Source organism: Lysobacter sp. Soil_C_15 (assembly GCF_057657315.1).
Genome location: NZ_JBDGIR010000007.1, coordinates 203,372 through 228,168 on the forward strand (window position 1 = coordinate 203,372; position 24,797 = coordinate 228,168).

The following is a 24,797-nucleotide window of genomic DNA, read 5'->3' on the forward strand; positions in this document are numbered from 1 at the left end:
AACCGGCCCCCGGCGCAGCGGCAGCCGGCGCGAACGAAAACGGCGGGCCCAAGCCCGCCGTTCGTGGCGACCGATGGCCGGCGCCGATCAACCGATATGCACGCGCTCGCCGCCGGCGTGAGCGACGACTTCGCCGATGCGCCAGTGGGCCAGGCCCAGCCGCGCCAGGTCGGCCTCGGTCGCCGCGACCGCTTCGTCCGGCACCACCAGCACGAAGCCGATGCCGCAGTTGAAGGTGCGCCACATTTCCTCGCGCGGCACCGCGCCTTCGCGCTGCAGCCAGTCGAACACCGGCGGCAGGGCCCAGGTGGCGGTGCGGATATCCAGGCCGAGGCCGTCCGGAATCACCCGGATGATGTTCTCGGTCAGGCCGCCGCCGGTGATGTGGGCCATGGCGTGGATCGAATGCTCGCCGCCGTTGGCGCGCAGCAGCTCCAGCACCGGCTTCACGTACAGCGCGGTCGGCGCCATCAGCGCGTCGATCAGGCGCACGCCGCCGACGGCGACGTCGCCCGGCCGGCCGGCGCGGTCGAAGATCCGGCGGATCAGCGAATAGCCGTTGGAGTGCGGGCCGCTGGAGGCGATGCCGATCAGCACGTCGCCCTTGCGCACGCGCGCGCCGTCGAGCAGCTGCGACTTCTCCACCGCGCCGACGGTGAAACCGGCCAGGTCGTACTCGCCGGGCGGGTACATGTCGGGCATTTCCGCGGTCTCGCCGCCGATCAGCGCGCAGCCGGCCAGTTCGCAGCCCTTGGCGATGCCGCCGACCACGGCCACGGTGGTGTCGACGTCGAGCTTGCCGGTGGCGAAGTAGTCGAGGAAGAACAGCGGTTCGGCGCCCTGCACCAGCACGTCGTTGACGCACATGCCGACCAGGTCGATGCCGATGGTGTCGTGGCGGTTGAGTTGCTGGGCCAGCTTGAGCTTGGTGCCGACGCCGTCGGTGCCGGACACCAGCACCGGCTCGCGGTACTTGCCCGACAGGTCGAACAGGGCGCCGAAGCCGCCCAGCCCGCCCATCACCTCGGGACGGAAGCTGCGCTTGACCAAGGGCTTGATGCGTTCGACGACCTCGTTGCCGGCGTCGATGTCGACGCCCGCGTCGCGGTAGGTCAGCGGCTTGGGGGAGGTGTCGGAGGAGGAAGCGGTCACGGCGGCCCCGGGGTGGTCGCGGAGGGAAGCCGGCGATTTTAGCAGGTAGGGAGGGGAGAGAAGTGAGCGCAGAGCAGCCAGGAGCGAGCGAAAGCCGCGCCGTACAACGCTTTTGCTCGCTGCTCACCGCGCTGCGCTCGATCCTCGCCTGAGCCCATTCAGCCGCGCAATGGACTCCCCGCCCCGCCTGCGGCACCATTTCGAACCTTGAGCGCCGTCGTCCGGACCGGTTCCGGCGAGCGGTCTTCGGGCCGGGCCGGCGGCTCGCAACGCGGGCGGGAAGCCCGCTCCACAGACAGATAGGGACAGCGATGGGCTGGTCGATGGGTAAGGCAATCCGGGGTTGGACGATCGCAGCGCTGCTGCTGGCGAGCTTCGCCGCCGGCGCGCAGCGGGTCGAGGGCGATCGCGCCCAGGCCGAAGGCGCGTTCTCGGCCGAGGTCCAGGTCAACGGCCAGGGCGAAGCCGAGCGCAACGGCGCGATGGCGCGGGCCCTGGCCCAGGTGCTGGGCAAGATGTCCGGCGACCGCGGCGCGGCCGGCCGCCCCGGCGTCGGCCAGGAACTGCGCCGAGCCAAGGACTACGTCACCGGCTACGACTACCGCCAGGACGAAGGCGTTTCCGCGGTCACCGGCGCGCCGACCTTCCAGACCACCCTGGTAGTGAGTTTCGATCAGGCCAAGGTCGAAGCCCTGGCCTCGACCCTGGGCCTGCCGGTCTGGCCGCAGCCGCGGCCCAAGCCGGTGCTGTGGTTGGCGATCGACGACGGCAGCGGCCCGCGCCTGGTCGGCCTGGCGCAGGCCAATGCCGCGCGTTCGGCGCTGAACCGCGCGGTCGACCGCGGCTACCGCCTCGGCCTGCCCAGCGGCAGCGCCGCCGAACAGGCCACCGTCGGCGCGATCTGGCGCGGCGACAGCGCCGCCGTGGCCCGCGCTTCGGCCCGCTACAGCCCGCCGATGCAGCTGATCGGCAAGGTCTACCGGGTCAAGACCGGCGGCTGGAAGGGCGACTGGGTGTTCGTCGACGGCGGCAAGACCCTCAATAGCTGGTCGACCACCGACGCCGATGCGCGCCGGGTCATGGCCGGCGGCGCCGACGGCGCGGCCGACGCGCTGATGAAGCGTTACGCCAAGCGCAGCGTGGCCGGCCCGCCGGGCACCTACCGGGTGGTGTTCAGCGGCGTGCACAGCGCCGAGGGCTATATCCGCCTGTCCGGCTACCTGCAGGGCCTGCCGGTGGTGCGCAAGATGACCCCGGTGCGGGCCACGCCCGACAGCGTCGAGTTCGATCTCGAGCTGCTGTCCGGCCTGCCCGGCCTGAAGCGCATGGCCGATAGCGGCGGCACGATCGAAGCCCTGGAAGGCCTCGAAGGCCAGCCGACCGTCTACCGGCTGCGCTGACCGATGCATCGCGCGCCTATCGACGACATCGCCCTGTTCCTGCGCCGCCTGCAATGGGCGGCGCTCGGCGTGGGCGCCTGCTGGCTGCTGTGGGTGCTGGCCCCGGTGCTGACTCCGTTCGTGATCGCGGCCATGCTCGGCTGGCTCGGCGATCCGCTGGTCGACCGGATCGAACGCACCGGCCGCTCACGCAACACTTCGGTGACCCTGGTGTTCACCTTCATGGCGCTGCTGGTGGTGCTGGTGCTGGTGATCCTGGTGCCGCTGATCGAACGCCAGATCAGCACCCTGATCGTGTCGCTGCCGCGCTACCGCGAATGGTTCACCGCCACCGCGATCCCGTGGCTGGAGCAGCGCACCCGCCTGGAAATCAGCGACTGGCTGGACCTCAACCACCTGATCGAGCTGGTGCGCAGCAACTGGGAGCGCGCCGGCGGCTTCGCCACGACCCTGCTCGGCTACCTGTCGCGCTCGGGCTTCGCCCTGATCGGCCTGGTCGCCAACATCGCCCTGCTGCCGGTGCTGACCTTCTTCTTCCTGCGCGACTGGGACGTGCTGGTCGACCGCGTCGCCTCGCTGATCCCGCGCGACTACCTGGCCACGATCAGCCGCCTGGCCAAGGAGTCCGACGAGGTGCTCGGCGCGTTCCTGCGCGGCCAGTTCCTGGTCATGCTGGTGCTGGGCGTGATGTACGGCGTCGGCTTGTGGGGCGTGGGCCTGGACCTGGGCATCCTGATCGGCATCGTCGCCGGGCTGCTGACCTTCGTGCCCTACCTGGGCCCGGCCAGCGGCATCATCCTCGGCGTGATCGCCGCCCTGGTGCAGTACGGCGACTGGAAGCACGTGCTCGGCGTGCTGGCGGTGTTCGGCGTCGGCCAGGTGGTGGAAAGCTACTGGCTGACCCCGAAGCTGGTCGGCGACCGGATCGGCCTGCATCCGGTCGCGGTGATCTTCGCCGTGCTCGCCGGCGGCCAGTTGTTCGGCTTCCTCGGCATGCTGCTGGCGCTGCCGGTGGCCGCGGTCGCCAACGTGCTGCTGCGCTATGCGCAGGAGCGCTACACCCACAGCCGCCTGTACGCAGGCGAGCACCCCACCATCCTGATCGATCCGGCGCGCGCGCCGGTCGTGCCCAAGGCGGACGACGCCGGTCGTACGGAGCGCGAAGTCGAGTGAGTGTTCCGCAGTTGCCGCTGACCCTGCGATATCCGCCGGATCAGCGTTTGGAAACCTATGTGGACGCGCCGGAGGGAGCGATCGCGCAGTTGCGCGCGCTGGCCACGCATACCCACGAGACCGCCGGTTACGTCGATCCCAGCGGCGCCGACTGGGTCTATCTGGCCGGTCCGTCCGGGGTCGGCAAGACCCATCTGCTGCTCGGCGCCTGCGCCGAGGCCGACGCCGCCGGGCGTCGCGCCGCCTACCTGCCGCTGGCCGCTGCGGTCGGGCGCCTGCGCGAGGCCTTGCACGCCTTGGAAGGCAACGACCTGCTGGCGCTGGACGGGATCGAGGCCATCGCCGGCCGGCGCGAGGACGAGATCGCCCTGTTCGATACCCACAACCGCGCCCGCCAGGCCGGCATCGCTCTGATCTACGCCGCGCGCGAAAACCCCGACGAGCTCGCCCTGACCCTGCCGGACCTGCGCTCGCGCCTGTCGCAATGCACGCGCATGGTCCTGACGCCGCTCAACGACGAAGGCCGGGCGCAGGTGCTGCGCCAGCGCGCGCAGCGGCGCGGCCTGGCGCTGGAAGAGGCGGCGCTGGAGTGGTTGCTCAAGCGTACCGACCGCGACCTGGGCGGACTCACCCAGACCCTGGACAAGCTCGACCGCGCTTCGCTGGCTGCGCAACGCCGGATCACCGTCCCGTTCCTGCGCCAGACCCTGGGCGCGGATTGAGCGCGCTTCCGGCGGCTGCTGAGGGGTAGTAGCGGCGCCCCACGGGGATTTCCTTCGGGCACAAGCCGCGACCGCGGGACGCGCGGCAGAAACAGGGCCCGATGCCGTCGATCGAAGCCCCGGGCCATCGCCGGTAGGAGCGGCGTCAGCCGCGACAGCCGCAGCGGTGTTTGCGAGCGCTGTGGCCGAAGATCGTTGAGGACGGCGTTGGCTTGCGCCGGATGGCCTGGCTTCGGGCAGTGGCGTGGCATCGCACCGCTTCGGTTGGTCGCGGCTGACGCCGCTCCTACAGGAAACCGCTGCGCTCAGTCTCGTCCATCGCCTGGCGCAACCGCCGCGCGCAAAGCCTCGTCCTCGATCGCGCCACCCCAGCCGTTGCCGTGGATCAGCTCGTGCAGCGGCAGGCGCGAACGCCAGCCCTGCGCTTCCAGTTCGGGGCGCGGCAGGAACTCGCTGACATAGCCCAGGCACAGATAGGCCAGCGGGAACACGCCCTCGGGCAGGTTCAGCGCGCGCGCCAGTTCGCCCGGTTCGAGGATGCTGACCCAGCCCACGCCGATGCCTTCGGCGCGCGCGGCCAGCCACAGGTTCTGCACCGCCAGGCAGGCGCTGAACAGATCCGCGTCGAGCAGGGTGTTGCGCCCCAGCACGTGCGGCCCGCCGCGCTGGCGGTCGCAGGTGATGCACAGGTTGACCGGGCTGTCGACGATGCCTTCCAGCTTCAGCCGCCGGTACAGCGTCGCGCGCTCGTCGCGGTAGTTCGCCGCCGCCTCGGCGTTGGCCTCGTCGTACAGCGCCTTGATCCGCCGCTTGAGCGCGGGATCGTCGACCAGGACGAAGTCCCAGGGCTGCATGAAGCCCACCGACGGCGCGTGGTGCGCGGCGCGCAGCAGGCGCGCCAGCACCTCGGCCGGAATCGGATCGGGACGGAACTGCGAACGCACGTCGCGGCGTTCGAAGATCGCCCGGTACAGGCCGCGGCGTTCGTCGTCGGAGAAGCGGTGGTCGGCGATCATGCTGGCAATCGGTCCTGGTTCAACCCAGCAGGGCGGCGTACACGGCCAGGTCGGCCTCGGCATAGCAACAGAACACGACTTCCTCGACGCCGGCGCCGGCATGCGCGCGCGCCGTGTCGATCGCGATCCGCGCCGCGGCGGGCAGCGGATAGCCGTAGATTCCGGTGCCGATGCAGGGAAACGCGATGCGGCGCAGGCCATGGCGTTCGGCCAGGGCCAGCGCATTGCGATAACAATCGGCGAGCAATTCGGATTCGCCCTGGTCGCCGCCGCGCCAGACCGGGCCGACGGTGTGGATGACGTAGGCCGCGGGCAAACGGTAACCGCGGGTGAGCTTGGCCTGGCCGGTCTTGCAACCGCCGAGCAGGCGGCATTCGGCGACCAAGTCCGGGCCGGCGACGCGATGGATCGCGCCGTCGACGCCGCCGCCGCCGAGCAGGGACGGATTGGCGGCGTTGACGATCGCGTCCACGCCCAGCGTGGCGATGTCGGCGCGGATCGCGTGCAGGCGCATGCTCAGTCTCGCGCCGGCCAGTCGATGAATTCCGGCGCCACCGCGTCGGTCAGCCAGACGCCGTTTTCGGATCGGAAGAAGCTCAGGCCGCGCGCGTGCATGTCGCCGGCGCGAATCGACAGCACCAGGGCCTTGCCGTGGCGGCGGCCGACCTCGACCGCGGTGTCCGCATCGGCCGACAGGTGCACGTGCTGGCGGCTGCGCTTGATCAGGCCCAGGTTGCGGATCGACTTGGCGAAGCGGGTCGCGGTGCCGTGGTAGAGCACGGCCGGCGGCGCCAGCGCGGTCAGCGCCAGGTCGATCTCGATCGAGTGGCCCTGGTTGGCGCGGATGCGGGTGCCGTCGGCGCTGATCGCGAAGCGCTGCTTGTCGTTGTCGCGCACCACTTGCTCGATCAACGCGCGCGTCACCGGCTTGCCGTCGGCATTGGCCAGGCGGATCAGTTCGTCGAGGTCGGCCCAGCCGTTGCCGTCGAGGCTCAGGCCGATCGCTTCGGGTTGGTGGCGCAGCACCAGGCTGAGGAACTTGCTGGTCTTGCTGAGGTTGACGGCGGTCATGGGATTCCGGTTCGCAGGGAGGAGAGGCTGCGGTGGTTCAGGCCGCGCGATATCGATTTCGATGGTTGCGTTCAGTCGCGCGTCGCGGCGCTCAGGGCAGCGTCCAGTCGCTGCAGGCGCTCGGGCGTGCCGACGTCGGTCCAGCGGCCGCCATGGTGCGAGCCGCTCAAGCGGCCGGCGTCGGCGGCGGCGCGCAGCAACGGCACGGTGCTGAAACGCGGCGGGTCCAGCCCGGCGCCGGCGGCGTCGCCGAGGATCTCGCGCCAACGCTCGAACAGCGAAGCGCGATACAGGCCGATGCCGGAATAGGTCAGTTTGGCTGCGCCTTCGTTGCCGATGCGGCCGTCGTCGCCGAGATGGAAATCGCCGTGCGGATGCTGGGCCGGATTGTCGACCAGCACCAGGTGCGCATCGCCGTCGAGCGCGCGCGGCAACGCGGCGAACTCGTAGTCGGTCCAGATGTCGCCGTTGGCGACCAGGAACGGCGCATCGGCGGCGGCGTCCTCCTGCAGCAGCGACAGCGCATGCAGCATGCCGCCGCCGGTTTCCAGCGGCGTCGCGCCTTCGTAGGAGTAGCGCAGGCGCAGGCCCCAGCGCGCGCCGTCGCCGAGCGTGGCCGGAAACTGTTCGGCCAGCCACGAGGTATTGACCACGACCTCCTCGACGCCGAGCGCGGCGAGCTTGTCCAGGTGCCATTCGATCAGGCGCTTGCCGCCCACGCTCAGCAAGGGCTTGGGCGTGTGCAGGGTCAGCGGGCGCATGCGCTCGCCCAGGCCGGCGGCGAAGATCAGCGCCTTCATGCCGGCGCGCCGTCGACAGCAGCGTTCCGGGCCAGGGCCGGACGCACGTAGCGTTCGACGATCTCGGCCAGCGGCGCCAGTTCCGGATAGCGCGGCAGCACCAGGTCGAGATAGGCCAAAAAGCGCGGTGCGTCGGCCAGGTACTTGGGCTTGCCGTCGCGATGGTGCAGGCGCGCGAACAGGCCGAGGATCTTGATGTGGCGCTGCAGGCCGGCGAAGTCGGCGTCGCGGCGGAAGCGCGCATAGTCGGGCAGGGCGATGCCGGCGGCGACCGCGCGCGCGTGATAGCGCGCCAGCCAGGCTTCGACGCGCGGCTCCGGCCAGCTGACGAAGGCGTCGCGGAACAGGCTGATCGGGTCGTAGGCGATCGGGCCGCGCAAGGCGCCCTGGAAGTCGATCACCGCCAGGCCGCGCTCCACCGGCATCAGATTGCGCGGCATGAAGTCGCGGTGGATGAACGCCTGCGGCTGCGCCAGCACGTTGTCGAGAATGCGCCGGTAGGCCAGGTCCAGCCGCTCCAGGTCGCCGCAGTCCAGGCTCAGGCCGAGGTGGCGGCCGAGAAACCACTCGTCGAACAGGCGCAGCTCGCGGCTGAGGAAGGCCTCGTCGTAGGGCGGCAGGTCGTCCGGGCAGGGCAGGGCCTGGATCTTCAGCAACTGATCGAAGGCCTGCTCGAACAGCGCGTCGGGATCGGCTTCGCCGGCCTCGACCGCCTGCAGGAAGGTGCGCTGGCCCAGGTCTTCCAGCAGCAGGAAGCCAAGCTGCGGATCGGCCCGGAACACCTGCGGCACGCGCACCCCGCCGGCGGCCAGCACCTCGTGCAGGCGCAGCCAGGGGCGCGGATCCTCCAGCTCGGGCGGCGAGTCCATCACGATCACGCTGGCGCCGTCGCCGGTACTGCCGCGCCAATAGCTGCGGAAGCCGGCGTCGAACGAGGCGCGGACCAGATCGAGGCGATCGTCGCCGGTCGCGGCGCGGGCCCAGGCCAGGCGGGCGGCGTCGCGGTCGGAAGGGGACGGCTGGGTCATGCAGGCTCCATGCGGCGAAGGCCGCAGGCGCACAGGGTAGCCGCCCGCGCCGCGTTGGCAACCTCGCGCGTTCAGGGGCAGCAGCGGCGCGGGCTGCGACCGCGCGTCCATCGGCGCGGACACTGCGGTCGGAGCGCAGCGCCGGCGCAGGCGTCGGTTCGCCGTCTTCATGAAACCGCGCGGCAGTCCATCGGCCCAAAAGGTGTAGGGCGAAGCCCACGTCGCCGTCGTCCGGATGCAGTCGCCACCGCTGCTTCCGGCCTAGGACGCCGTGGGCCCCGCCCTACGGGTGCCCGGTGTGCAGGCCGCGGCCTGCGCAGTTGCGGGATGGAGCCGGCGCGGCGCCGTTCCGTTGCGGCGGCACGTGCGCATCGAAACGCCGCGCCCGGCCCCATCCCGCGGGTCGAACGAGGTCAGGCGGCGGCCGTCTCGCGCGCCTCCAGCGACGCCAACCACTCGTCGTCGGAGCCTTCGGCAACGCCTTCGAACAGGAACGTGGACAGGTAGCGCTCGCCGGTGTCGGGCAGCATCGCCAGCAGCACCGAACCTTCCGGCGCGTGCTCGGCGACCTGCAAGGCGGCGGCGACGGTGGCGCCGGCGGAGATGCCGACGAACAGGCCTTCTTCGGCGGCGAGCCGGCGCGCGGTGTCGCGCGCGCTGAGGTCGTCGACCGGACGGATCTCGTCGGCGATGCCGCGATCGAGCACGCCGGGCACGAAATCCGGGGTCCAGCCCTGGATCTTGTGCGGCTGCCAGTCCTTGCCGCTGAGCAGCGAGGCGCCGGCCGGTTCGGAGGTGACGATCTTCAAGTCGGGGCGGGCCAGCTTGAGCACCTGGCCGGCGCCGCTGAGGGTGCCGCCGGTGCCCCAGCCGGTGACGAAATAGTCCAACCGCTTGCCGGCGAAATCGCGCAGGATTTCCGGGCCGGTGGTGCTGCGGTGGTAGGCCGGGTTGGCCGGGTTGTCGAACTGGCGGGCCAGGAACCAGCCGTGCTGCTCGGCCAGTTCGGCGGCCTTGCGCACCATGCCGCTGCCGCGCTCGGCGGCCGGGGTCAGGATCACCTTGGCGCCGTAGGCGCGCATGAGCTTGCGCCGCTCGACCGAGAAGGTTTCGGTCATCACCGCGACGAAGGGATAGCCGCGCGCGGCGGCGACCATGGCCAGGGCGATGCCGGTGTTGCCCGAGGTCGCTTCGACGATCGTCTGGCCGGGCTTGAGCGCGCCGCTGCGTTCGGCGTCGAGCACGATCGCCAGCGCCAGACGGTCCTTGACCGAGCCGCCGGGATTGAACGATTCGACCTTGGCGTACAGCGATACGTGCTTGGGCGCGATGCGGTGGAGCTTGACGATCGGCGTGTTGCCGACGGTGTCGAGGATGCTGTCGTACAAAGGCATGAGGGGCTCCCGTGGCGTGGGTTCGGATGCGGTGAAGGGCTCAGGCGGCCGCGGCGTAGTTCGCGCCGGCCGGCTCCGCGGCGCCGTCGCCTAGCGGGGCGCGGCCGAACCAGTGCAGGCGTTCGGACAGGGCGGCGACTTCGCCGACGATCAGCAGCGCCGGCGAGCGCACCTGGTGCTGCGCGGCGCGCTCGGCGAGGTTGGCCAAGGTGCCGACGACCACGCGCTGGTTCGTGCGCGAGCCGTTTTCGATCAGCGCGAACGGCGTGTCGGCGGCGCGGCCGTGTTCGATCAACTTGTCGCGCAGCACGTCCAGGCCCGACACGCCCATGTACACCGCGAGCGTCTGCCGTTCCAGCGCCAGCGCGCGCCAGTCCAGCGGCTCGGCCGAGTCCTTGAGGTGGGCGGTGACCAGGCGCAGCGACTGCGCGTGCTCGCGGTGGGTCAGCGGAATGCCGGCGTAGGCGGCGCAGGCCAGGGCCGCGGTGACGCCGGGCACGACTTCGAAATCGATGCCGTGTTCGCGCAGCGTTTCCAGTTCTTCGCCGCCGCGGCCGAACACGAACGGATCGCCGCCCTTGAGCCGGACCACGCGCTTGCCGGCGCGGGCATGCTCGAGCATCAGCGCGTGGATGCGCTGCTGGGTGGACTGGTGATCGGTGGGGTGGGTGAGTTCGATCGCGGCGCAAGCGGCCTGCTTGCCGACATCGATCAGTTCGGCGTCGCGTCGCGCGAGCTTGAGCACCTCGGCGCTGACCAGGCGGTCGTGCAGGATCACGTCGGCCTCGTTGAGCACGCGCAGGCCGCGCAGGGTCAGCAGGCCCGGATCGCCGGGGCCGGCGCCGACCAGGGCGACCGAGCCGCGGCCGGCACCGCGGCCGGCGTCGTCGGCCAGCGCGCTGTCGAACGCCCGCTGCGCTTCGGCCTGGCGGCCCTGGCGCAGCAGCGCCTGCAGCGGCCCGGCGAGCAGGCGGTCGAAGAAGCGCCGGCGCGCGCCGAGTTCCGGCAGGCGCGCGCGGATGCGTTCGCGCTGCGCGGCGAGCAGTTCGGCCAGCGCGCCCAGCGATTCGTCGTAGCGGGTTTCCAGGGTTTCGCGCAAGTGGCGGGCGAGCATCGGCGCGCCGCCGCCGCTGGAGATGGCGATCTGCACCGGGCCGCGTTCGACCCGCGCCGGCACGTGGAAGCTGGAGGCCTCGACGTCGTCGACCACGTTGACCCAGATCCGCCGCGCTGCGCCGGCCTCGGCCACGGCGCGGTTGACCGCGGCGTCGTCGGTGGCGGCGATCGCCAGCCACGTCCCGTCCAGCCACTCGTCGACGAAGCGGCCTGGACGGTGTTCGATGCGGCCCTCGGCGGCCCAGGCGGCCAGGGCCGGGATCAGTTCGGGAGCGCCCAGGCGGACCCGCGCGCCGGCTTCGAGCAGGGCGCCGGCCTTGCGCAGCGCCACTGCGCCGCCGCCGACCACGAGCACCTCGCGTCCATGCAGATCGGCGAACAGGGGAAACAGGGCGCGGGTCATGGCGGCGACGGACGGCGGAGGTAAGAGGACCGATACGACGCTACGACCCCGCGCCGGCGACGGGAAATGACGGCGCCGCCTTTGCACATGCCGCGGCGTAATGAGCCGCGCTACCCATTACTTGCGTTCAGAAACCAAAACTGGACAAGCTGTTGCCGCGCTGGCTAATCTAGAAATCCTTCCATCCGAATAGAGCGATAGATCACGTGGACGCGATCCGCCCGAGCAGCCTCCGACCGCGCCGTCCCACCCGTTCCGGGACCGGCTGTTGTCGCCGCCTGCGCCGCCGCGCCGCCGATCCCTCCCTCTTACGGACCGCCACGCCATGACCCTGACCCAATTGCGCTACCTGGTCGCGATCGCCGATTCGGGCTTGAACATCACCCTGGCCGCCGAACGCGTCCATGCGACCCAGCCCGGTTTGTCCAAGCAGCTCAAGCAGCTCGAGGATGAGCTGGGCTTCCTGCTGTTCGTGCGCAAGGGCCGCAGCCTGGAGGCGATCGCCCCGGCCGGCGAGCGGGTGCTGGAGCACGCCCGGCGGATCCTGGAGGAAGCCGCCAACATCCGCGCCTACGCGGCCAACGAGCGCGGCCAGCACGCCGGCCGGCTGGTGCTGTCGACCACCCACACCCAGGCGCGCTTCGTGCTGCCGCCGGTGATCGCCCAGGTCAAGCGCAACTTTCCCCAGGTCAGCGTGCACCTGCAGGCGGCCTCGGACGGCGAAGTGCTGTCGAACCTGTCGCACGGCAACGCCGACCTGGCGGTGATCAGCACCGCCGGCGCCGCTCCCGAGGGCGGGCTGGCGGTGCCGCTGTTCCGCTGGCGCCGGGTGGTGCTGGTGCCGCGCGCGCACGGCCTGGCCAAGCTGGGTCGGCCGCCGACCCTGGCCGAGCTCGCGGCCGAGCCGCTGATCAGCTACGAATCCTCGACCCGGCCGGAGTCGTCGCTGCGTCGCGCCTTCGTCGCCGGCGGACACGAACCGCTGCTGGCGATGACCGCGCGCGACGCCGACCTGATCAAGACCTACGTGCGCGCCGGCCTTGGCGTCGGCCTGCTGGCGGAAATGGCGGTCACCGCGCGCGACGAAGACCTGCGCGCGCTGGCCGCGCCGGATGCGCTGCCCGAGTGCGTGACCTGGGCGGTGATCCCGCGCGCGCGGGTGTTGCGCGATTACGCGCTGGAGCTGATCCACGGCCTGGCGCCGCAGGTCGACCGGCGCGATCTGCGCCGGGTGCTGGAAGGCAACCTGGAACCGCACTGGCCGGTGGCGCCGACCTGGACCGAGCTGACCCAGTCGATCGGGACTTGATGCGGCGGTAACGACAACAGCAACAGCAACAGCAACAGCAAATCCCCCTGGCCCCCTTTTTCAAAGGGGGGAGTGCTTCGGATGGGGGCGTTGATGTGTGGGTGTCTGCACCGCCTCGACGTGCCACTCGTGTCGGTAGCCGCTGACGCAGGCACACCGTTGCGGGCGATGCATCGCATCGCCGACTTCTTCTTGAGGCCCGTGCCGTTCCCCCCTTTGAAAAAGGGGGGCAGGGGGGATTTGCTTCTGCGTTTGCTCGCGCTTCCGTCCGTACCGCAGCTTCAAGCCGAAGCGCGAATCAAGCCGCCTGCGGCTCCGCCGGTTCGCTGTCGAAATGCAGGCCGCACTCGCGCTTGAGGCCGAAGAAGCGGGTGTCCTCTTCGCGCATTCCCGGCTCCAGCGGCCGGGTGGTGTGGGTGTCGCCGATCGAGACGTAGCCCTGGTGCCACAGCGGGTGGTAGGGCAAATCGTGCGCGTGCAGGTAATCCCAGATGTCGCGATCGCTCCAGTCGGCCAGCGGGTGCAGTTTCCAGCGGCCGTCGCGCAGTTGCAGGAAATCGATTCCGGCGCGGCTGCCGGACTGGCTGCGGCGCAGGCCGGCGATCCAGGTGCGCACGCCCAACTCGGACAGCGCGCGCTGCATCGGCTCGACCTTGCGCATGCGGTTGTAGCGCTCGATCCCCTCCACGCCCTGTTCCCACAGCCGGCCGAAGCGCGCCTCCATCCAGGCCACGCCGATCTGCGGCCGGTAGACCTTGAGGTTGAGCCGCAGGCGCTCGCCGAGTTCGTCGATGAAGCGGTAGGTTTCCGGGAACAGGTAGCCGGTGTCGACCACGATCACCGGGATGTCCGGCGCCTGACGGGTGACCATATGCAGCGACACCGCCGACTGCGCGCCGAAGCTCGACGACAGCGCGTGTTCGCCGGCGGTGTTCTCCAGTGCCCAGGCGACGCGTTGCTCGGCGTTGCGGCTGCCCAGCCAGGCGTTGAGTTCGGCCAACGCGCGCGGCGACTCGGCGGCGGTGACGGGATCGATCGGAGCGCTCATGCGGCGGCCTCTGCAATCAGGGCGACGGGAATGCCGGTGGGTGTGGGATAGGGAATCGCGACCGCGCCGCTGCGCACCAGGTAGTCGCCGAAGCCTTCGCCGGCGCCGCCTTCGCGCGCGTAGCCGGCCAGCAGCGGATCCAGTGCGGCAAGGATCTCGGACTCGGCGATGTTCTCGCGGTACAGGGTGTTCAGGCGCTGGCCGCGATGGTCGGCGCCGAGCATCAGGTTGTAACGGCCGGGCGCCTTGCCGACCAGGGCGATCTCGCCCAGATAGGGACGCGAGCAACCGTTCGGGCAGCCGCTGATGCGCAGGTTGATCGCGGCCTGGGGAATGCCGTGGCGATCGAGCAAGGCCTCGACCTGGGTCACGAAGTCCGCCAGGTAGCGTTCGGCCTCGGCCATCGCCAGGGCGCAGGTCGGCAGCGCCACGCAGGCGATGGCGTTGCGGCGCAGGGCGCTGGCGGCGCGGTAGCCGTCCAGGCCGTGCGCGGCGACCAGCGCGTCGACCTGGCTGCGCAGCGCCGACGGCACTCCGGCGACCACCAGGTTCTGGTTCGGGGTCATGCGGAACTGCACGCCGTCGTGGGCCAGCAGCAGGCGCGCGATCTCGCGCAGGCCGCTGAGGTGGGTCACCTGCTCGCCGCGCCCGTCCAGCGCGCCGTCGACGATGCGTCCGGCCGGGATGCGCAGGGTCAGGTGGCCGCGGCCGTCCTCGCCCTCGACCCAGCCGAAGCGGTCGCCGTTATGGCGGAAGGCGAACGGGCGCGCCGGAAGGAGAGGGAAACCGGCGCGCCGTTCGACTTCCGCCTTGAACCAGTCCAGGCCGCGATCGTCGATGGTGTACTTCAGCCGCGCGCGCTTGCGCACGGCGCGGTTGCCGAAATCGCGCTGGGCGGTGACCACCGCCACGCCGATCGGAATCACCTGTTCGGGCGTCACGAAACCGATCACGTCGCCCAGGCGCGGATAGGTCTCCGGATCGCCGTGGGTCGCGCCCATGCCGCCGCCGACGGTGACGTTGTAGCCCCGCAACTGGCCGTCCTCGATCACCGCGATGTAGCCCAGGTCCTGGGCGAACACGTCGACGTCGTTGTAGGGCGGAATCGCGAAGCCGATCTTGAACTTGCGCGGCAGGTAGACCTCGCCGTAGATCGGCTCGTCCTCCTGGCCGCTGCCGCCGACGCGCTCTTCGTCGAGCCAGATCTCGTAGTAGGCGCGGGTGTTCGGCAGCAGATGCTCGGACAACGCCGCGGCCTGGGCGAACACCTCGGCGTGGCTGGCCGACAGCTGCGGGTTGGCGGCCACCGCGACGTTGCGGTTGACGTCGCCGCAGGCGGCCAGGGTGTCGATCAGCGCGGCGTTGATCGCCTGCATGGTCGGCTTGAGTTCGGTCTTGATCACGCCGTGGAACTGGAACGCCTGGCGGGTGGTCACGCGCAGGCCGCGCTCGGCGTAGGTGGTGGCGATGGCGTCGAGCTTGAGCCACTGCTCCGGCGAGACCACGCCGCCCGGGGTGCGGGTGCGGATCATGAAGCTGTAGGCCGGTTCCAGGCGCGCCTGGCGGCGCTCCTCGCGCAGGTCGCGATCGTCCTGCTGGTAGCTGCCGTGGTACTTGATCAGGGTCTGGTCGTCGTCGGCGAGCGCGCCGGTGACCGGGTTGGCCAGGCTTTCCAGCAGGCTGCCGCGCAGCCGCGCGCTGGCGCGCTTGATGTCCTCGACCGAATGCGCGCTCATGCCGCGGCTCCGGCGGCGCGCGCCGCGAACGGCCGCCTGTCCGGCGAACGCAGGCCGGACAGATGCAGCCCGAACGGAACGCGACCCGCGAGCGCCGGCGCGCTCTTGCCGGCGCGCTCGACCGTGTCGGTGATGCTCCCGCGTTCCATCCGGGCCGCCGGGGCAACCCGCGATCCGTTGCGATCAGTAGACACGAAGCCGAATCCGGCGGCCTGCGACGTGCGGCCCGATTCGATCGATTGGCGATGGCCGACAGCGCGCATCAGTACACGTCCCGGGCGTAGCGGCCCTGTTGTTGCAGTTGGTTGAGATAGTCTTCGGCGTCTTCCGCGCTCTTGCCGCCGTGCTCGGCGATCGCCGCCAGCAGCGCGGCGTGCACGTCCTTGGCCATCCGCGTGGCGTCGCCGCACACGTACAGGTGGGCGCCGTTCTGCAGCCAGTCGTAAAGCTCGCGGCCGCGTTCGCGCAGACGGTGCTGGACGTAGACCTTGTGGCTCTGGTCGCGCGAGAAGGCCAAGTCCAGGCGGTGCAGTTGGCCGGACTTGAGCGCGGCCTGCCACTCGGTCTGGTAGAGGAAGTCGGTACGGAAATGCGGATTGCCGAACAGCAGCCAGTTGCGGCCGCCGGCGCCGTCGGCGGCGCGTTCCTGGACGAAGCCGCGGAACGGGGCGACGCCGGTGCCGGGACCGATCATGATCACGTCGCGCGCGCCGTCGGCAGGCAGGCGGAAGCGCTCGTTGTGCTCGACGAACACCGGCAGGCGCTCGCCCTCGGCGGCGCTGGCCAGTTGGTGCGAGGCCGCGCCCCAGCGGGTGCCGGCGGCGGTTTCGTACTGCAGGTGAGCGACGGTGAGGTGGACTTCGTCGCCGACCAGCTTCTGGCTGGAGGCGATCGAGTACAGCCGCGGGGTCAACGGGCGCAGCGCGGCGACCAGTTCGTCGGCGCTCCAGTGGCCATCGTAGCGCTGCAGCAGGTCGATCACCTGGCTGCCCGCCAGCAGCTCGGTCAGCGCGGCGGATTGGTCGGGAGCGAGCAGGCGATTGAGTTCGTCGCTGCGCGCATGCGCGGCGTGGCTGGCGACGAACGGCCGCGCCAGCTTGGTCAGTTCGCGCTTCTCGCTCAGCCACTGGCGCAGCGGCAGTTCCTGGCCGGCGTGGACGACCGCGGCGTCGCCGTCCAGGTCGAGCGTCTGCAGCACCGCTTCGACCAACGGCGCCGGGTTGCGCGGCCACAGGCCGAGCGCGTCGCCGGGCTGGTAATGCAGGCCGGAGCCCTCCAGCGACAGTTCGATATGGCGCACGTCCTTGTCGGAACGGTAGCGGCCGGCGACCGCCTGGGTCAGGCGCTGGTTGCCGATCAGCTCGGCCGCGAACGGCGCGTCGCGATGGTGCGCCGGCGCGCTCGGCAGCGGCCGCAGCGGGGTCACCGTCGCCAAGTGCGCGGCGGCCGGCTTGAGGGTTTCCTTGGCCTGGGCCAGGGCCTGCTGCAGCCATGGCGTGGCTACCGTCTCCAGGTCCAGGTCGGCGTCGCCGCGGGCCAACAGGCGGTTGGCGCCGAGTTCGGCCAGGCGCGCGTCGAGCTTGTGGCCGACCGCGCAGAATTGCGGATAGCTGGAGTCGCCGAGGCCGAGTACGGCATAGCCGAGCTGCTTGAGTTCGGGCGCGCGCTTGCCGGCGATGAACTCGACCAGGCCGCGGGCGTCGTCGGACGGGTCGCCGTCGCCCTGGGTGCTGACCACCAGGTACAGCAGGCGCTCGTTCTTGAGTTCGCGGGTCGGATAGGCATCGGCGCGCAGCAGGCGCACGTTGAGCCCGGCCGCCTCGGCCTGGCCGGCGAGCTGCTCGGCCAGGCGCTTGGCGTTGCCGGTCTGGCTGCCGTAGACGATGCTAAGGCGTTCGCCGCTGCGGGCGTCGGCGACCGGCGCCTGTACCGCCGCGGCGAGGCCGCCGCCGGCGCGGGCCAGGCCGGCGGCATAGCCGGACAGCCACCACAGGCTGTCTTTGTCCAAACCGTCGGTGAGACGGGCGAGCGAGTCGAGCCGGTCCGCAGGCAGCGGAGTGGCGAGCAGGGCGGGAGCGGACAGGGCGGCGGCGGGCACGGCGGTCGGCTTCTGGCTTTGGGAGTCAGCAGGCTACGAGGCGGTCCCCCGGGGGCGGAAAGGATGCTCGGTTATGCGTTCATGACCTGCGCTCATTTCTCCGCGATTCCGGGGGGATTTCTAATGGCCCCGGGGTCGAGGCCCCGGACCGGCCGTGCCGGACCGGCCCGACCCCGTCTCCGCCGGCGCAGCCGGCACCCGCTGCGCCGCGCCGGCGACCGACCTCGCTGTCAACGCGCACAATCTCCGCCGGCCGCCGCCGCCGAGCACCACGAGTCCGCTTGCATGAGTGCGTTACCCGAACCGAGCCCGCTGTTCGACACCGCCGCCGACCCGACCGCGCCGCCGCGACTGGCGGCGCGCGCGCTGAGCCATCTCGACCGGCTCGAGGCCGAAAGCATCCACATCCTGCGCGAGGTCGCCGCGGAGTTCCGCAATCCGGTGATGCTGTACTCGGTCGGCAAGGACAGTTCGGTGCTGCTGCACCTGCTGCTCAAGGCGTTCTATCCGGCGCGGCCGCCGATCCCCCTGCTGCACGTCGACACCGGCTGGAAGTTCGGCGAAATGATCGCGTTCCGCGACCGCCGCGCCGCCGAAACCGGGGTCGACCTGCGCGTCCACATCAACCCCGACGGCCTGGCCCAGGGCGTCGGCCCGATCAGCCACGGCGCCGCCGTGCACACCGACGTGATGAAGACCCAGGGCCTGAAGCAGGCGCTGGACTGGAACCGCTTCGACGCCGCGATCGGCGGCGCGCGCCGCGACGAAGAGAAGTCGCGGGCCAAGGAACGGATCTTCTCGTTCCGCAACCCGCAGCACCGCTGGGACCCGAAGAACCAGCGACCGGAGCTGTGGAGCCTGTACAACACCCGCATCCACGGCGGCGAAAGCGTGCGCGTGTTTCCGATCTCGAACTGGACCGAGCTCGACGTGTGGCTGTACATCTACCGCGAGCGCATTCCGGTGCCGTCGCTGTATTTCGCCGCGCAGCGCCCGGTGGTGGAGCGCGACGGCAGCCTGATCCTGGTCGACGACGAGCGCCTGCCGTTGCGCGACGGCGAAGTGCCGCAGCAGCGCAAGGTGCGTTTCCGCACCCTGGGCTGCTATCCGCTGACCGGCGCGATCGAGTCCGAGGCCGACACGCTGGAGGCGATCATCGCCGAGATGCTGGTCGCGACCACCTCCGAACGCCAGGGCCGGGTCATCGACCACGATCCGTCGGCGTCGATGGAGCGCAAGAAACAGGAAGGGTATTTCTGATGAAGCCGGGATTCGGGATTGGGGATTCGGGGTTGGTCGATGCGGAGCGCGGCGACGTGGAAGCGGAATCGGTAGGCGGGGAGGTCCTGGCTTTCGCCGATCCCGAATCCCGAATCCCCGACCCCGTCGCCGACGAAGTCGCCGACTACCTGCGCCAGCACGAGCGCAAGAGCCTGCTGCGCTTCATCACCTGCGGCAGCGTCGACGACGGCAAGAGCACCCTGATCGGGCGCCTGCTGCACGACACCAAGCGGCTGTTCGACGACCAACTGGCCGCGCTCAGCGCCGACAGCCGGCGTCACGGCACCCGCAACGGCGAGATCGACTTCGCCCTGCTGGTCGACGGCCTCGCCGCCGAGCGCGAGCAGGGCATCACCATCGACGTGGCCTACCGCTTCTTCGACAGCGCGCGGCGCAAGTTCATCGTCGCCGACTGCCCCGGACACGAGCAGTACACCCGCAACATGGCCACCGGCGCCTCCACCGCCGACCTGGCCGTGGTCCTGGTCGACGCGCGCAAGGGCCTGCTGACCCAGACCCGCCGGCACAGCTACATCGTGTCCCTGCTCGGGATCCGCCACGTGCTGCTGGCGGTCAACAAGATGGATCTGGTCGGTTTCGACCGCGAAGTGTTCGAACGCATCGCCGGCGAATACGGCCAGCTCGCCGCCCAGCTCGGCATCGAGCACGTGCAGGCGGTGCCGCTGTCGGCGCTGGAGGGCGACAACCTGATCCAGCGCTCGCCGGCCACGCCGTGGTACGACGGCCCGAGCGTGCTCGAGCATCTGGAAACCGTCGACACCGCGCGCGCGCAGGCCGAGCTCGGCCTGCGCCTGCCGGTGCAGTGGGTCAACCGCCCGCACCAGGATTTCCGCGGCTTCGCCGGAACCATCGCCGCCGGCGAGGTGCGTCCGGGCGACGAGATCGTGGCCCTGCCGTCGGGCCGCCGCTCGCGGGTGCAGCGCATCGTCACCGCCGACGGCGACCTGTATTACGCCCGCGCCGGCCAGGCGGTCACCCTGACCCTGGAAGACGAACTCGACATCAGCCGCGGCGACGTCATCGCCGCCGGCGACCGGCCGGCGGAAGTGGCCGACCAGTTCGCCGCGCACCTGCTGTGGATGGACGGCAACGCCTTGCTGCCCGGCCGTTCCTATTGGCTGAAGATCGGCGCGCGCACGGTCGGCGCCAGCGTCACCGAGATCAAGCACAAGATCGACGTCAACAGCCAGGCCCAGCTCGCCGCCAAGCACCTGGAGCTCAACGAAGTCGCGGCGGTCAACCTGGGCCTGGACCAGCCGATCGCGTTCGAGGCCTACCGCGACAACCGCGAGCTCGGCAGCTTCATCCTGATCGACCGCCAGAGCAACGCCACCGTCGCCGCCGGCACCCTGGATTTCGCCCTGCGCCGCGCCGGCAACCTGCACTGGCACCCGGTCGACGTCGACAAGGCCGCGCGCGCTCGCAGCAAGCACCAGAAACCGCGCTGCGTCTGGTTCACCGGCCTGTCCGGCTCGGGCAAGTCGACCATCGCCAACCTGGTCGACAAACAACTGCACGCGCTCGGCCACCACACCTTCGTGCTCGACGGCGACAACGTCCGCCACGGCCTCAACAAGGACCTGGGTTTCACCGACGAGGACCGGGTCGAGAACATCCGCCGCGTCGCCGAAGTCGCCAAACTGATGACCGACGCCGGCCTGATCGTGCTGGTCAGCTTCATCTCGCCGTTCCGCGCCGAGCGCCGGCTGGCGCGCGAGCTGTTCGAGGACGGCGAATTCGTCGAGGTGTTCGTCGACACCCCGCTGCAGGAAGCCGAGCGGCGCGACGTCAAAGGCCTGTACGCCAAGGCCCGCGCCGGCCGCATTCCCAACTTCACCGGCATCGATTCGCCCTATGAAGTCCCCGAAGCCCCGGAGCTGCGTCTGCCGACTTTGGAGCAGGACGCGCAGGCGCTGGCGCAGCGCGTGATCGACTATTTGCGGTGAAGCCGGGATTGAAGATTAGGGGTTAAGGATTAGGGATTCGAGAAGCTGTGCGGTCGGAGCGGGTGCATCCGGACTCGGCTTACAGCTTCCCATCAAAAAAAGCGGGCCCGAGAGGGTCTGCTTCTTGCCGGTAGGATGGAATCAAGCCGAGCGACCGGCGACTTGGCCGCAGCGCCGTTGCTTGTCAGCATTGCCGAGTCCCGAGTCCCGAGTCCCGAGTCCCGAATCACCAATCCCCGCCTTATTTCGCCGCCTTGGCCCGAATGATCTCGTACAGGAACAACAGCACGATCGCGCAGATCACCGACACGATCAGGCCGATCAGCCCGCCGCCGGCGTAGAGCAGGCTGCCGATATAGGCGCCGGCGATGCCGAGCAGGATGGTCAGGATCCAGCCCATCGGATCGGCGCCGGGCTTGAAGAAGCGCGCGAGCACGCCGATGACCGCGCCGATGATGATGGTGTACACGATGCCGCCGAGCATGGCTGGCCTCCTTTGGATGGGTGGCTGACGCGGCTGGATCATGTGGCGGCGGTTGTCGCCGGCGCGTGATGCTGCTCTCGGGACTCGGGACTCGGGACTCGGGACTCGGGACTCGGGACTCGGGTTTCGGGTTTCGGGGCTCGGCTGAGCTCGGGCCGACGGGCGCCATGTCGAATCTACAGGCGCAAAAAAAAAGCGGACCCGCGAAGGTCCGCTTTCTTGCCAGCAGGGAGGAACCAGCAAAGCGACCGGCTACCTGGCCGCGGCGCACTGCTTCAGCCTTCCCGAATCCCGAGTCCCGAGTCCCGGCTCTGACTCCCGAGTCCCAAACTCAGCAGCAACCGTGATCGCCATGCCGATCGCCGCTGTCGGCGACCGCGGCCACGCCGGTGGTTTCGCCGCGCTGGCCGGCCAGGTGGTGCTCGGCGACCACGCGCGCGACGCAGGCGGTGACCCGCTTGCCCATCGGGATATGCAGGAACTCGTTCGGGCCGTGCGCGTTGGAGTGCGGGCCGAGCACGCCGGTGATCATGAACTGCGCGCCCGGGAACTTCTCGCCGAGCATGCCCATGAACGGGATCGAGCCGCCTTCGCCCATGTACATCGCCGGCTGGCCGAAGAACTCGCGGCTGGAGGCGTCGATGGCCTGCGACAGCCACGACGACATCGCCGGCGCGTTCCAGCCGCTGGACGACTTTTCCAGTTCCAGCGAGACCTGGGCGCCGTTCGGCGGATCGCGCAGCAGCACTTCCTTGAGCAGTTCGCCGGCGCGCTTGCCGTCCAGGGTCGGCGGCAGGCGCAGCGACAGCTTGACCGAGGTGTGCGGGCGCAGCACGTTGCCGGCCGAAGCCAGCGGCGGCATGCCGTCGACGCCGGTCACCGACAGCGCCGGGCGCCAGGTGCGGTTGAGCACCAGCTCGGTCAGGTCGTCGGCCATCGGCTTCATGCCGGGCAGGAACGGGAACTTGTCGTAGACCGCCGTGCCCAGCACCTTGGCCGCCCGGCGCGCCTGTTCGACGCGCTCTTCCGGCACGTCCACGTACAGGCCGTCGACCAGGATCTTGCCGTTGGTCTCGTCCTCCAGCCGCGACAGCAGCTGGCGCAGCAGGCGGAAGCTCGACGGCACCACGCCGGAGGCGTCGCCGGAGTGCACGCCTTCGCTGAGCACCTTGACCGTGAAGTTGCCGCCGGCCAGGCCGCGCAGCGAGGTGGTGCACCACAGCTGGTCGTAGTTGCCGCAGCCCGAATCCAGGCAGACCACCAGCGAGGGCTTGCCGATCCGCTCGGCCAGGTGGTCGACGTAGGCCGGCAGGTCGTAGCTGCCGGACTCCTCGCAGGCCTCGATCAGGATCACGCAGCGCGCGTGCGGGACCTTCTGGTCCTGCAGGGCCAGGATCGCCGCCAGCGAGCCGAAGATCGCGTAGCCGTCGTCGGCGCCGCCGCGGCCGAACAGCTTGTCGCCCTTCAGCACCGGGGTCCACGGGCCCAGGCCGTCGTCCCAGCCGGTCATTTCCGGCTGTTTGTCCAGGTGCCCGTACAGCAGCACGCAATCGGAGTCGCTGCCGCCGTGGGCGGCCGGGATGTCGATGAAGATCAACGGGGTACGGCCTTCCAGGCGCACCACCTCGACCTGCATGCCCGGGATCGGCTGCGCCTTGGCCCAGGTCTCCATCAGCCGGACGGCGTCGTCCATATACCCGTGCTGGACCCAATCGGCGTCGAACATCGGCGACTTGTTGGGAATGCGGATGTATTCGACCAGTTGCGGGACGATCTCGTCGTCCCACTTCTGGCCGACGTAGCGGTCGACCTGGCTGGCGTCCATCGAGGAGCCTCTTGAGCGGGGAAGGGGGGCAGTTTACGCCTCCCGGGCCGTGTAGGACTTTTCCTACCCTGCGCTGCGGCTCCGCCCGACTTCATGGGGGCCGGGCCGGCGATAACCTGTGCGGGTCGAGACATGGAGACTGTCTCCACCGGCGGAACACAAGGACTCAAGGACGTACGGCCGCCGGCCCGGAAAGGAATCCACTCTCAGGAGCACAACCATGAAGTCGTTTGCCCTCATTGCCCAGTCGCTGGTCCTGTCGCTGCTGCTCGCCGGCAGTGCCATCGCCTCGGAGAAGGTCAACATCAACAGCGCCGACGCGGCCACGCTGGATCGCGTGTTGCTCAACGTCGGCGCGTCCAAGGCCGAAGCCATCGTCGCCTACCGCAAGGCCAATGGGGCCTTCCGCAGCGCCGAGCAGTTGGCCTTGGTGAAGGGGATCGGTCTGAAGACGGTCGAAAAGAACCGGGACCGGATCGTGGTCGGCGGCGCCACCCAGGGCCGCCCGATCAACACTGCGGGCGCGATCGCCGCCCCGCGTGCCGCCAGCAAGCGTTGAATGAGTCTGCCGGCGCCGTAAGGACGCGGTACCGGCAGCTGATCGGGCAAGGATGCTCGAAGGATTCGGGGGGAGGTCCCTGGACACGGAAGTACGCTGCCCCGCCGCGGACGGATCCGCGGTGGGGCACACCCTTGTTCGGGACTCGGGACTCGGGACTCGGGACTCGGGATTCGGGATTCGGGATGTTCGCGTTTGGGTTCCGGATGGGATGGGTCGGTGCGGCAGCGGCCCGGCGCTGTCCTTGTAGGGGCGGCGTCCCACAGGGATTTCCTTCGGTCATAAGCCGCGACAGGGGACGCGCAGAACCTCGGATTGCCCTCGCCCCCTCGAAGCCGAATTCCCCAAGGGGGTAGGAGCGGCGCCAGCCGCGGCCCCGGAACGCGCAGAAAAAACCACCGCCACCGGGCGACCATCGAAGCCGGTCCTCGCCCGCACCGCGCCTCCAGACATCGCGCAGGTGCCCAGCGGTTCTGCTCCCGCCCGCCGTCGCACCGCTGCCCAGCCTCAGGCACCGACCGGCCGGCCCGCGCTTGGGCCGCGCCCGCCGCAGCGCCTAAACTGCGTCATCGTCCTCCGCCTGCGCACCCATGTCCGACAGCCTGTCCTGGTCCGTCCCCGCCAACGAATACCGGCGCGAGCGCTGGCGCAACCAGTTCGGCTGGACCCGCGAGATCGTGCGCATGCGCCGCGACGCCGCCGGGCTGGACCGTCCCTGCGAAGGCGAAGACTGGGACTGGCGCCTGTCGATCGCCGAGATCGAGCGCGACGCGCCGTTCTCCGCGTTTCCGGGCATCGATCGCGAACTGGTCCTGCTCAGCGGCAACGGCCTGCGCCTGCGCTTCGACGACGGCGAGAGCCACGAACTGCTGCCGCCGCACGACAAGTTGCGTTTCGCCGGCGAACGCACGGTACAGGGCGAGCTGCTCGACGGTCCGACCCACGACTTCAACCTGATGTGGCGCCGCGACCGGGTCCGCGCCGAGCTCTGGCACCGGCCGCTGGTCGGGCCGATGGTGTTGTTCGCCGAGCCGGGCCAGACCTGGGCCGTGCATCTGCTTGCCGGCCAGGCGCGCTTCGCCGACGACTCGTCGCTGCCGCCGCTGCAGATGGGCGACACCGCCTTCCTCGCCGCCGGCAGCGAACGCCTGCGCGGCGTGCTCGACGGCGGCGGCGAAGTGCTGCTGGTGCGGGTGGCCGCGCTCGACTGAGCGC

At 70.4% G+C, this 24,797-nt stretch carries 22 protein-coding genes; 8 read left to right on the forward strand and 14 right to left on the reverse strand.

What is annotated here, in order from left to right; translation table 11 throughout:
- Positions 1–87 precede the first annotated feature (87 nt).
- Entirely contained in the window at positions 88–1,152 is a 1,065-nt protein-coding gene (gene purM / locus AC3A57_RS17155) for a phosphoribosylformylglycinamidine cyclo-ligase (RefSeq protein WP_487580031.1), read from the reverse strand.
- Positions 1,153–1,475: 323 nt separating this feature from the next.
- Here purM and AC3A57_RS17160 point away from each other — a divergent pair, with 323 nt between their 5' ends.
- From AC3A57_RS17160 to hda, 3 genes are read left to right on the forward strand one after another with little or no spacing between them, the layout of a single operon-like run.
- A complete protein-coding gene (locus AC3A57_RS17160) occupies positions 1,476–2,552 on the forward strand; it encodes a DUF2066 domain-containing protein (protein ID WP_487580032.1) in 1,077 nt (358 codons plus the stop codon).
- A 3-nt stretch (positions 2,553–2,555) separates the two neighbouring features.
- On the forward strand, positions 2,556–3,725 hold the full coding sequence (locus AC3A57_RS17165) for an AI-2E family transporter (RefSeq protein ID WP_487580033.1): 1,170 nt from the start codon (positions 2,556–2,558) through the stop codon (positions 3,723–3,725).
- A complete protein-coding gene (gene hda / locus AC3A57_RS17170) occupies positions 3,722–4,447 on the forward strand; it encodes a DnaA regulatory inactivator Hda (RefSeq protein WP_221669506.1) in 726 nt (241 codons plus the stop codon). Before AC3A57_RS17165 ends, hda begins: the two co-directional genes overlap by 4 nt.
- A 305-nt stretch (positions 4,448–4,752) precedes the next feature.
- On the opposite strand, the gene bluB is transcribed toward hda, so the two are convergent.
- From bluB to cysG, 7 genes are all read right to left on the reverse strand, one after another.
- Entirely contained in the window at positions 4,753–5,463 is a 711-nt protein-coding gene (gene bluB, locus AC3A57_RS17175; protein WP_487580034.1) for a 5,6-dimethylbenzimidazole synthase, read from the reverse strand.
- 19 nt (positions 5,464–5,482) lie between these two features.
- Complete coding sequence (locus AC3A57_RS17180; protein ID WP_487580035.1) at positions 5,483–5,977, reverse strand: O-acetyl-ADP-ribose deacetylase; 495 nt, start codon at positions 5,975–5,977, stop codon at positions 5,483–5,485.
- Between the two features lie 2 nt (positions 5,978–5,979).
- Positions 5,980–6,534: an RNA 2'-phosphotransferase gene (locus tag AC3A57_RS17185; protein WP_487580036.1), complete on the reverse strand. Its 555-nt coding sequence runs from the start codon at positions 6,532–6,534 to the stop codon at positions 5,980–5,982.
- A gap of 71 nt (positions 6,535–6,605) precedes the next feature.
- Positions 6,606–7,334, reverse strand: coding sequence for an N-acetylmuramate alpha-1-phosphate uridylyltransferase MurU (murU, locus tag AC3A57_RS17190; protein ID WP_487580037.1), 729 nt, complete (start codon positions 7,332–7,334; stop codon positions 6,606–6,608).
- The gene (locus AC3A57_RS17195; protein ID WP_487580038.1) at positions 7,331–8,362 is read right to left on the reverse strand and encodes an aminoglycoside phosphotransferase family protein; all 1,032 of its coding nucleotides are present in this window, start codon (positions 8,360–8,362) and stop codon (positions 7,331–7,333) included. The genes murU and AC3A57_RS17195 overlap by 4 nt, the downstream gene beginning before the upstream one ends.
- Before the next feature lie 413 nt (positions 8,363–8,775).
- On the reverse strand, positions 8,776–9,756 hold the full coding sequence (gene cysK / locus AC3A57_RS17200) for a cysteine synthase A (RefSeq protein ID WP_487580039.1): 981 nt from the start codon (positions 9,754–9,756) through the stop codon (positions 8,776–8,778).
- Positions 9,757–9,796: 40 nt separating this feature from the next.
- Positions 9,797–11,275: a siroheme synthase CysG gene (cysG, locus tag AC3A57_RS17205; protein ID WP_487580040.1), complete on the reverse strand. Its 1,479-nt coding sequence runs from the start codon at positions 11,273–11,275 to the stop codon at positions 9,797–9,799.
- Positions 11,276–11,600: 325 nt separating this feature from the next.
- On the opposite strand from cysG, the gene AC3A57_RS17210 reads away from it, so the two are divergent.
- Positions 11,601–12,584, forward strand: a complete 984-nt coding sequence (locus AC3A57_RS17210; protein ID WP_487580041.1) for a LysR family transcriptional regulator — start codon at positions 11,601–11,603, stop codon at positions 12,582–12,584.
- A 298-nt stretch (positions 12,585–12,882) separates the two neighbouring features.
- On the opposite strand, the gene AC3A57_RS17215 is transcribed toward AC3A57_RS17210, so the two are convergent.
- Genes AC3A57_RS17215 through AC3A57_RS17230 form a run of 4 tightly spaced genes read right to left on the reverse strand, consistent with a single transcriptional unit; the run spans position 12,883 to position 17,466 of the window.
- Positions 12,883–13,632 (reverse strand): phosphoadenylyl-sulfate reductase, encoded by a 750-nt coding sequence (locus tag AC3A57_RS17215; protein WP_487580042.1) that lies wholly within the window; start codon positions 13,630–13,632, stop codon positions 12,883–12,885.
- Positions 13,629–15,368, reverse strand: a complete 1,740-nt coding sequence (cysI, locus tag AC3A57_RS17220) for an assimilatory sulfite reductase (NADPH) hemoprotein subunit (protein WP_487580043.1) — start codon at positions 15,366–15,368, stop codon at positions 13,629–13,631. Before cysI ends, AC3A57_RS17215 begins: the two co-directional genes overlap by 4 nt.
- Positions 15,365–15,631, reverse strand: coding sequence for a hypothetical protein (locus AC3A57_RS17225; RefSeq protein ID WP_487580044.1), 267 nt, complete (start codon positions 15,629–15,631; stop codon positions 15,365–15,367). Before AC3A57_RS17225 ends, cysI begins: the two co-directional genes overlap by 4 nt.
- Positions 15,631–17,466, reverse strand: coding sequence for an assimilatory sulfite reductase (NADPH) flavoprotein subunit (locus AC3A57_RS17230; protein ID WP_487580045.1), 1,836 nt, complete (start codon positions 17,464–17,466; stop codon positions 15,631–15,633). The genes AC3A57_RS17225 and AC3A57_RS17230 overlap by 1 nt, the downstream gene beginning before the upstream one ends.
- Before the next feature lie 351 nt (positions 17,467–17,817).
- Between AC3A57_RS17230 and cysD the strand changes: the two genes are divergently transcribed.
- Together cysD and cysN are read left to right on the forward strand one after the other, a co-directional pair.
- The gene (gene cysD / locus AC3A57_RS17235) at positions 17,818–18,726 is read left to right on the forward strand and encodes a sulfate adenylyltransferase subunit CysD (protein ID WP_487580095.1); all 909 of its coding nucleotides are present in this window, start codon (positions 17,818–17,820) and stop codon (positions 18,724–18,726) included.
- A complete protein-coding gene (gene cysN, locus AC3A57_RS17240; protein WP_487580046.1) occupies positions 18,726–20,714 on the forward strand; it encodes a sulfate adenylyltransferase subunit CysN in 1,989 nt (662 codons plus the stop codon). Before cysD ends, cysN begins: the two co-directional genes overlap by 1 nt.
- Before the next feature lie 241 nt (positions 20,715–20,955).
- On the opposite strand, the gene AC3A57_RS17245 is transcribed toward cysN, so the two are convergent.
- Together AC3A57_RS17245 and AC3A57_RS17250 are read right to left on the reverse strand one after the other, a co-directional pair.
- Positions 20,956–21,198: a GlsB/YeaQ/YmgE family stress response membrane protein gene (locus tag AC3A57_RS17245; RefSeq protein WP_064749268.1), complete on the reverse strand. Its 243-nt coding sequence runs from the start codon at positions 21,196–21,198 to the stop codon at positions 20,956–20,958.
- 331 nt (positions 21,199–21,529) lie between these two features.
- Entirely contained in the window at positions 21,530–23,023 is a 1,494-nt protein-coding gene (locus tag AC3A57_RS17250) for a M20 family metallopeptidase (protein WP_487580047.1), read from the reverse strand.
- Between the two features lie 220 nt (positions 23,024–23,243).
- Here AC3A57_RS17250 and AC3A57_RS17255 point away from each other — a divergent pair, with 220 nt between their 5' ends.
- Both AC3A57_RS17255 and AC3A57_RS17260 read left to right on the forward strand, forming a co-directional pair.
- Positions 23,244–23,582, forward strand: coding sequence for a ComEA family DNA-binding protein (locus AC3A57_RS17255; RefSeq protein WP_064749266.1), 339 nt, complete (start codon positions 23,244–23,246; stop codon positions 23,580–23,582).
- Between the two features lie 590 nt (positions 23,583–24,172).
- Entirely contained in the window at positions 24,173–24,793 is a 621-nt protein-coding gene (locus tag AC3A57_RS17260) for a HutD/Ves family protein (protein ID WP_487580048.1), read from the forward strand.
- Positions 24,794–24,797 lie beyond the last annotated feature (4 nt).

Coding starts and splice junctions, on each gene's coding strand:
- murU (WP_487580037.1), bottom strand. CDS start 7,334: ATGAAGGCGCTGATCTTCGCCGCCGGCCTGGGCGAGCGCATGCGCCCG.
- cysI (WP_487580043.1), bottom strand. CDS start 15,368: ATGAGCGCGCATTCGGTCGAGGACATCAAGCGCGCCAGCGCGCGGCTG.
- AC3A57_RS17260 (WP_487580048.1), top strand. CDS start 24,173: ATGTCCGACAGCCTGTCCTGGTCCGTCCCCGCCAACGAATACCGGCGC.
- AC3A57_RS17195 (WP_487580038.1), bottom strand. CDS start 8,362: ATGACCCAGCCGTCCCCTTCCGACCGCGACGCCGCCCGCCTGGCCTGG.
- AC3A57_RS17250 (WP_487580047.1), bottom strand. CDS start 23,023: ATGGACGCCAGCCAGGTCGACCGCTACGTCGGCCAGAAGTGGGACGAC.
- AC3A57_RS17160 (WP_487580032.1), top strand. CDS start 1,476: ATGGGTAAGGCAATCCGGGGTTGGACGATCGCAGCGCTGCTGCTGGCG.
- AC3A57_RS17180 (WP_487580035.1), bottom strand. CDS start 5,977: ATGCGCCTGCACGCGATCCGCGCCGACATCGCCACGCTGGGCGTGGAC.
- cysN (WP_487580046.1), top strand. CDS start 18,726: ATGAAGCCGGGATTCGGGATTGGGGATTCGGGGTTGGTCGATGCGGAG.
- AC3A57_RS17225 (WP_487580044.1), bottom strand. CDS start 15,631: ATGCGCGCTGTCGGCCATCGCCAATCGATCGAATCGGGCCGCACGTCG.
- cysK (WP_487580039.1), bottom strand. CDS start 9,756: ATGCCTTTGTACGACAGCATCCTCGACACCGTCGGCAACACGCCGATC.
- AC3A57_RS17210 (WP_487580041.1), top strand. CDS start 11,601: ATGACCCTGACCCAATTGCGCTACCTGGTCGCGATCGCCGATTCGGGC.
- AC3A57_RS17255 (WP_064749266.1), top strand. CDS start 23,244: ATGAAGTCGTTTGCCCTCATTGCCCAGTCGCTGGTCCTGTCGCTGCTG.
- bluB (WP_487580034.1), bottom strand. CDS start 5,463: ATGATCGCCGACCACCGCTTCTCCGACGACGAACGCCGCGGCCTGTAC.
- AC3A57_RS17215 (WP_487580042.1), bottom strand. CDS start 13,632: ATGAGCGCTCCGATCGATCCCGTCACCGCCGCCGAGTCGCCGCGCGCG.
- AC3A57_RS17245 (WP_064749268.1), bottom strand. CDS start 21,198: ATGCTCGGCGGCATCGTGTACACCATCATCATCGGCGCGGTCATCGGC.
- cysG (WP_487580040.1), bottom strand. CDS start 11,275: ATGACCCGCGCCCTGTTTCCCCTGTTCGCCGATCTGCATGGACGCGAG.
- AC3A57_RS17185 (WP_487580036.1), bottom strand. CDS start 6,534: ATGACCGCCGTCAACCTCAGCAAGACCAGCAAGTTCCTCAGCCTGGTG.
- AC3A57_RS17165 (WP_487580033.1), top strand. CDS start 2,556: ATGCATCGCGCGCCTATCGACGACATCGCCCTGTTCCTGCGCCGCCTG.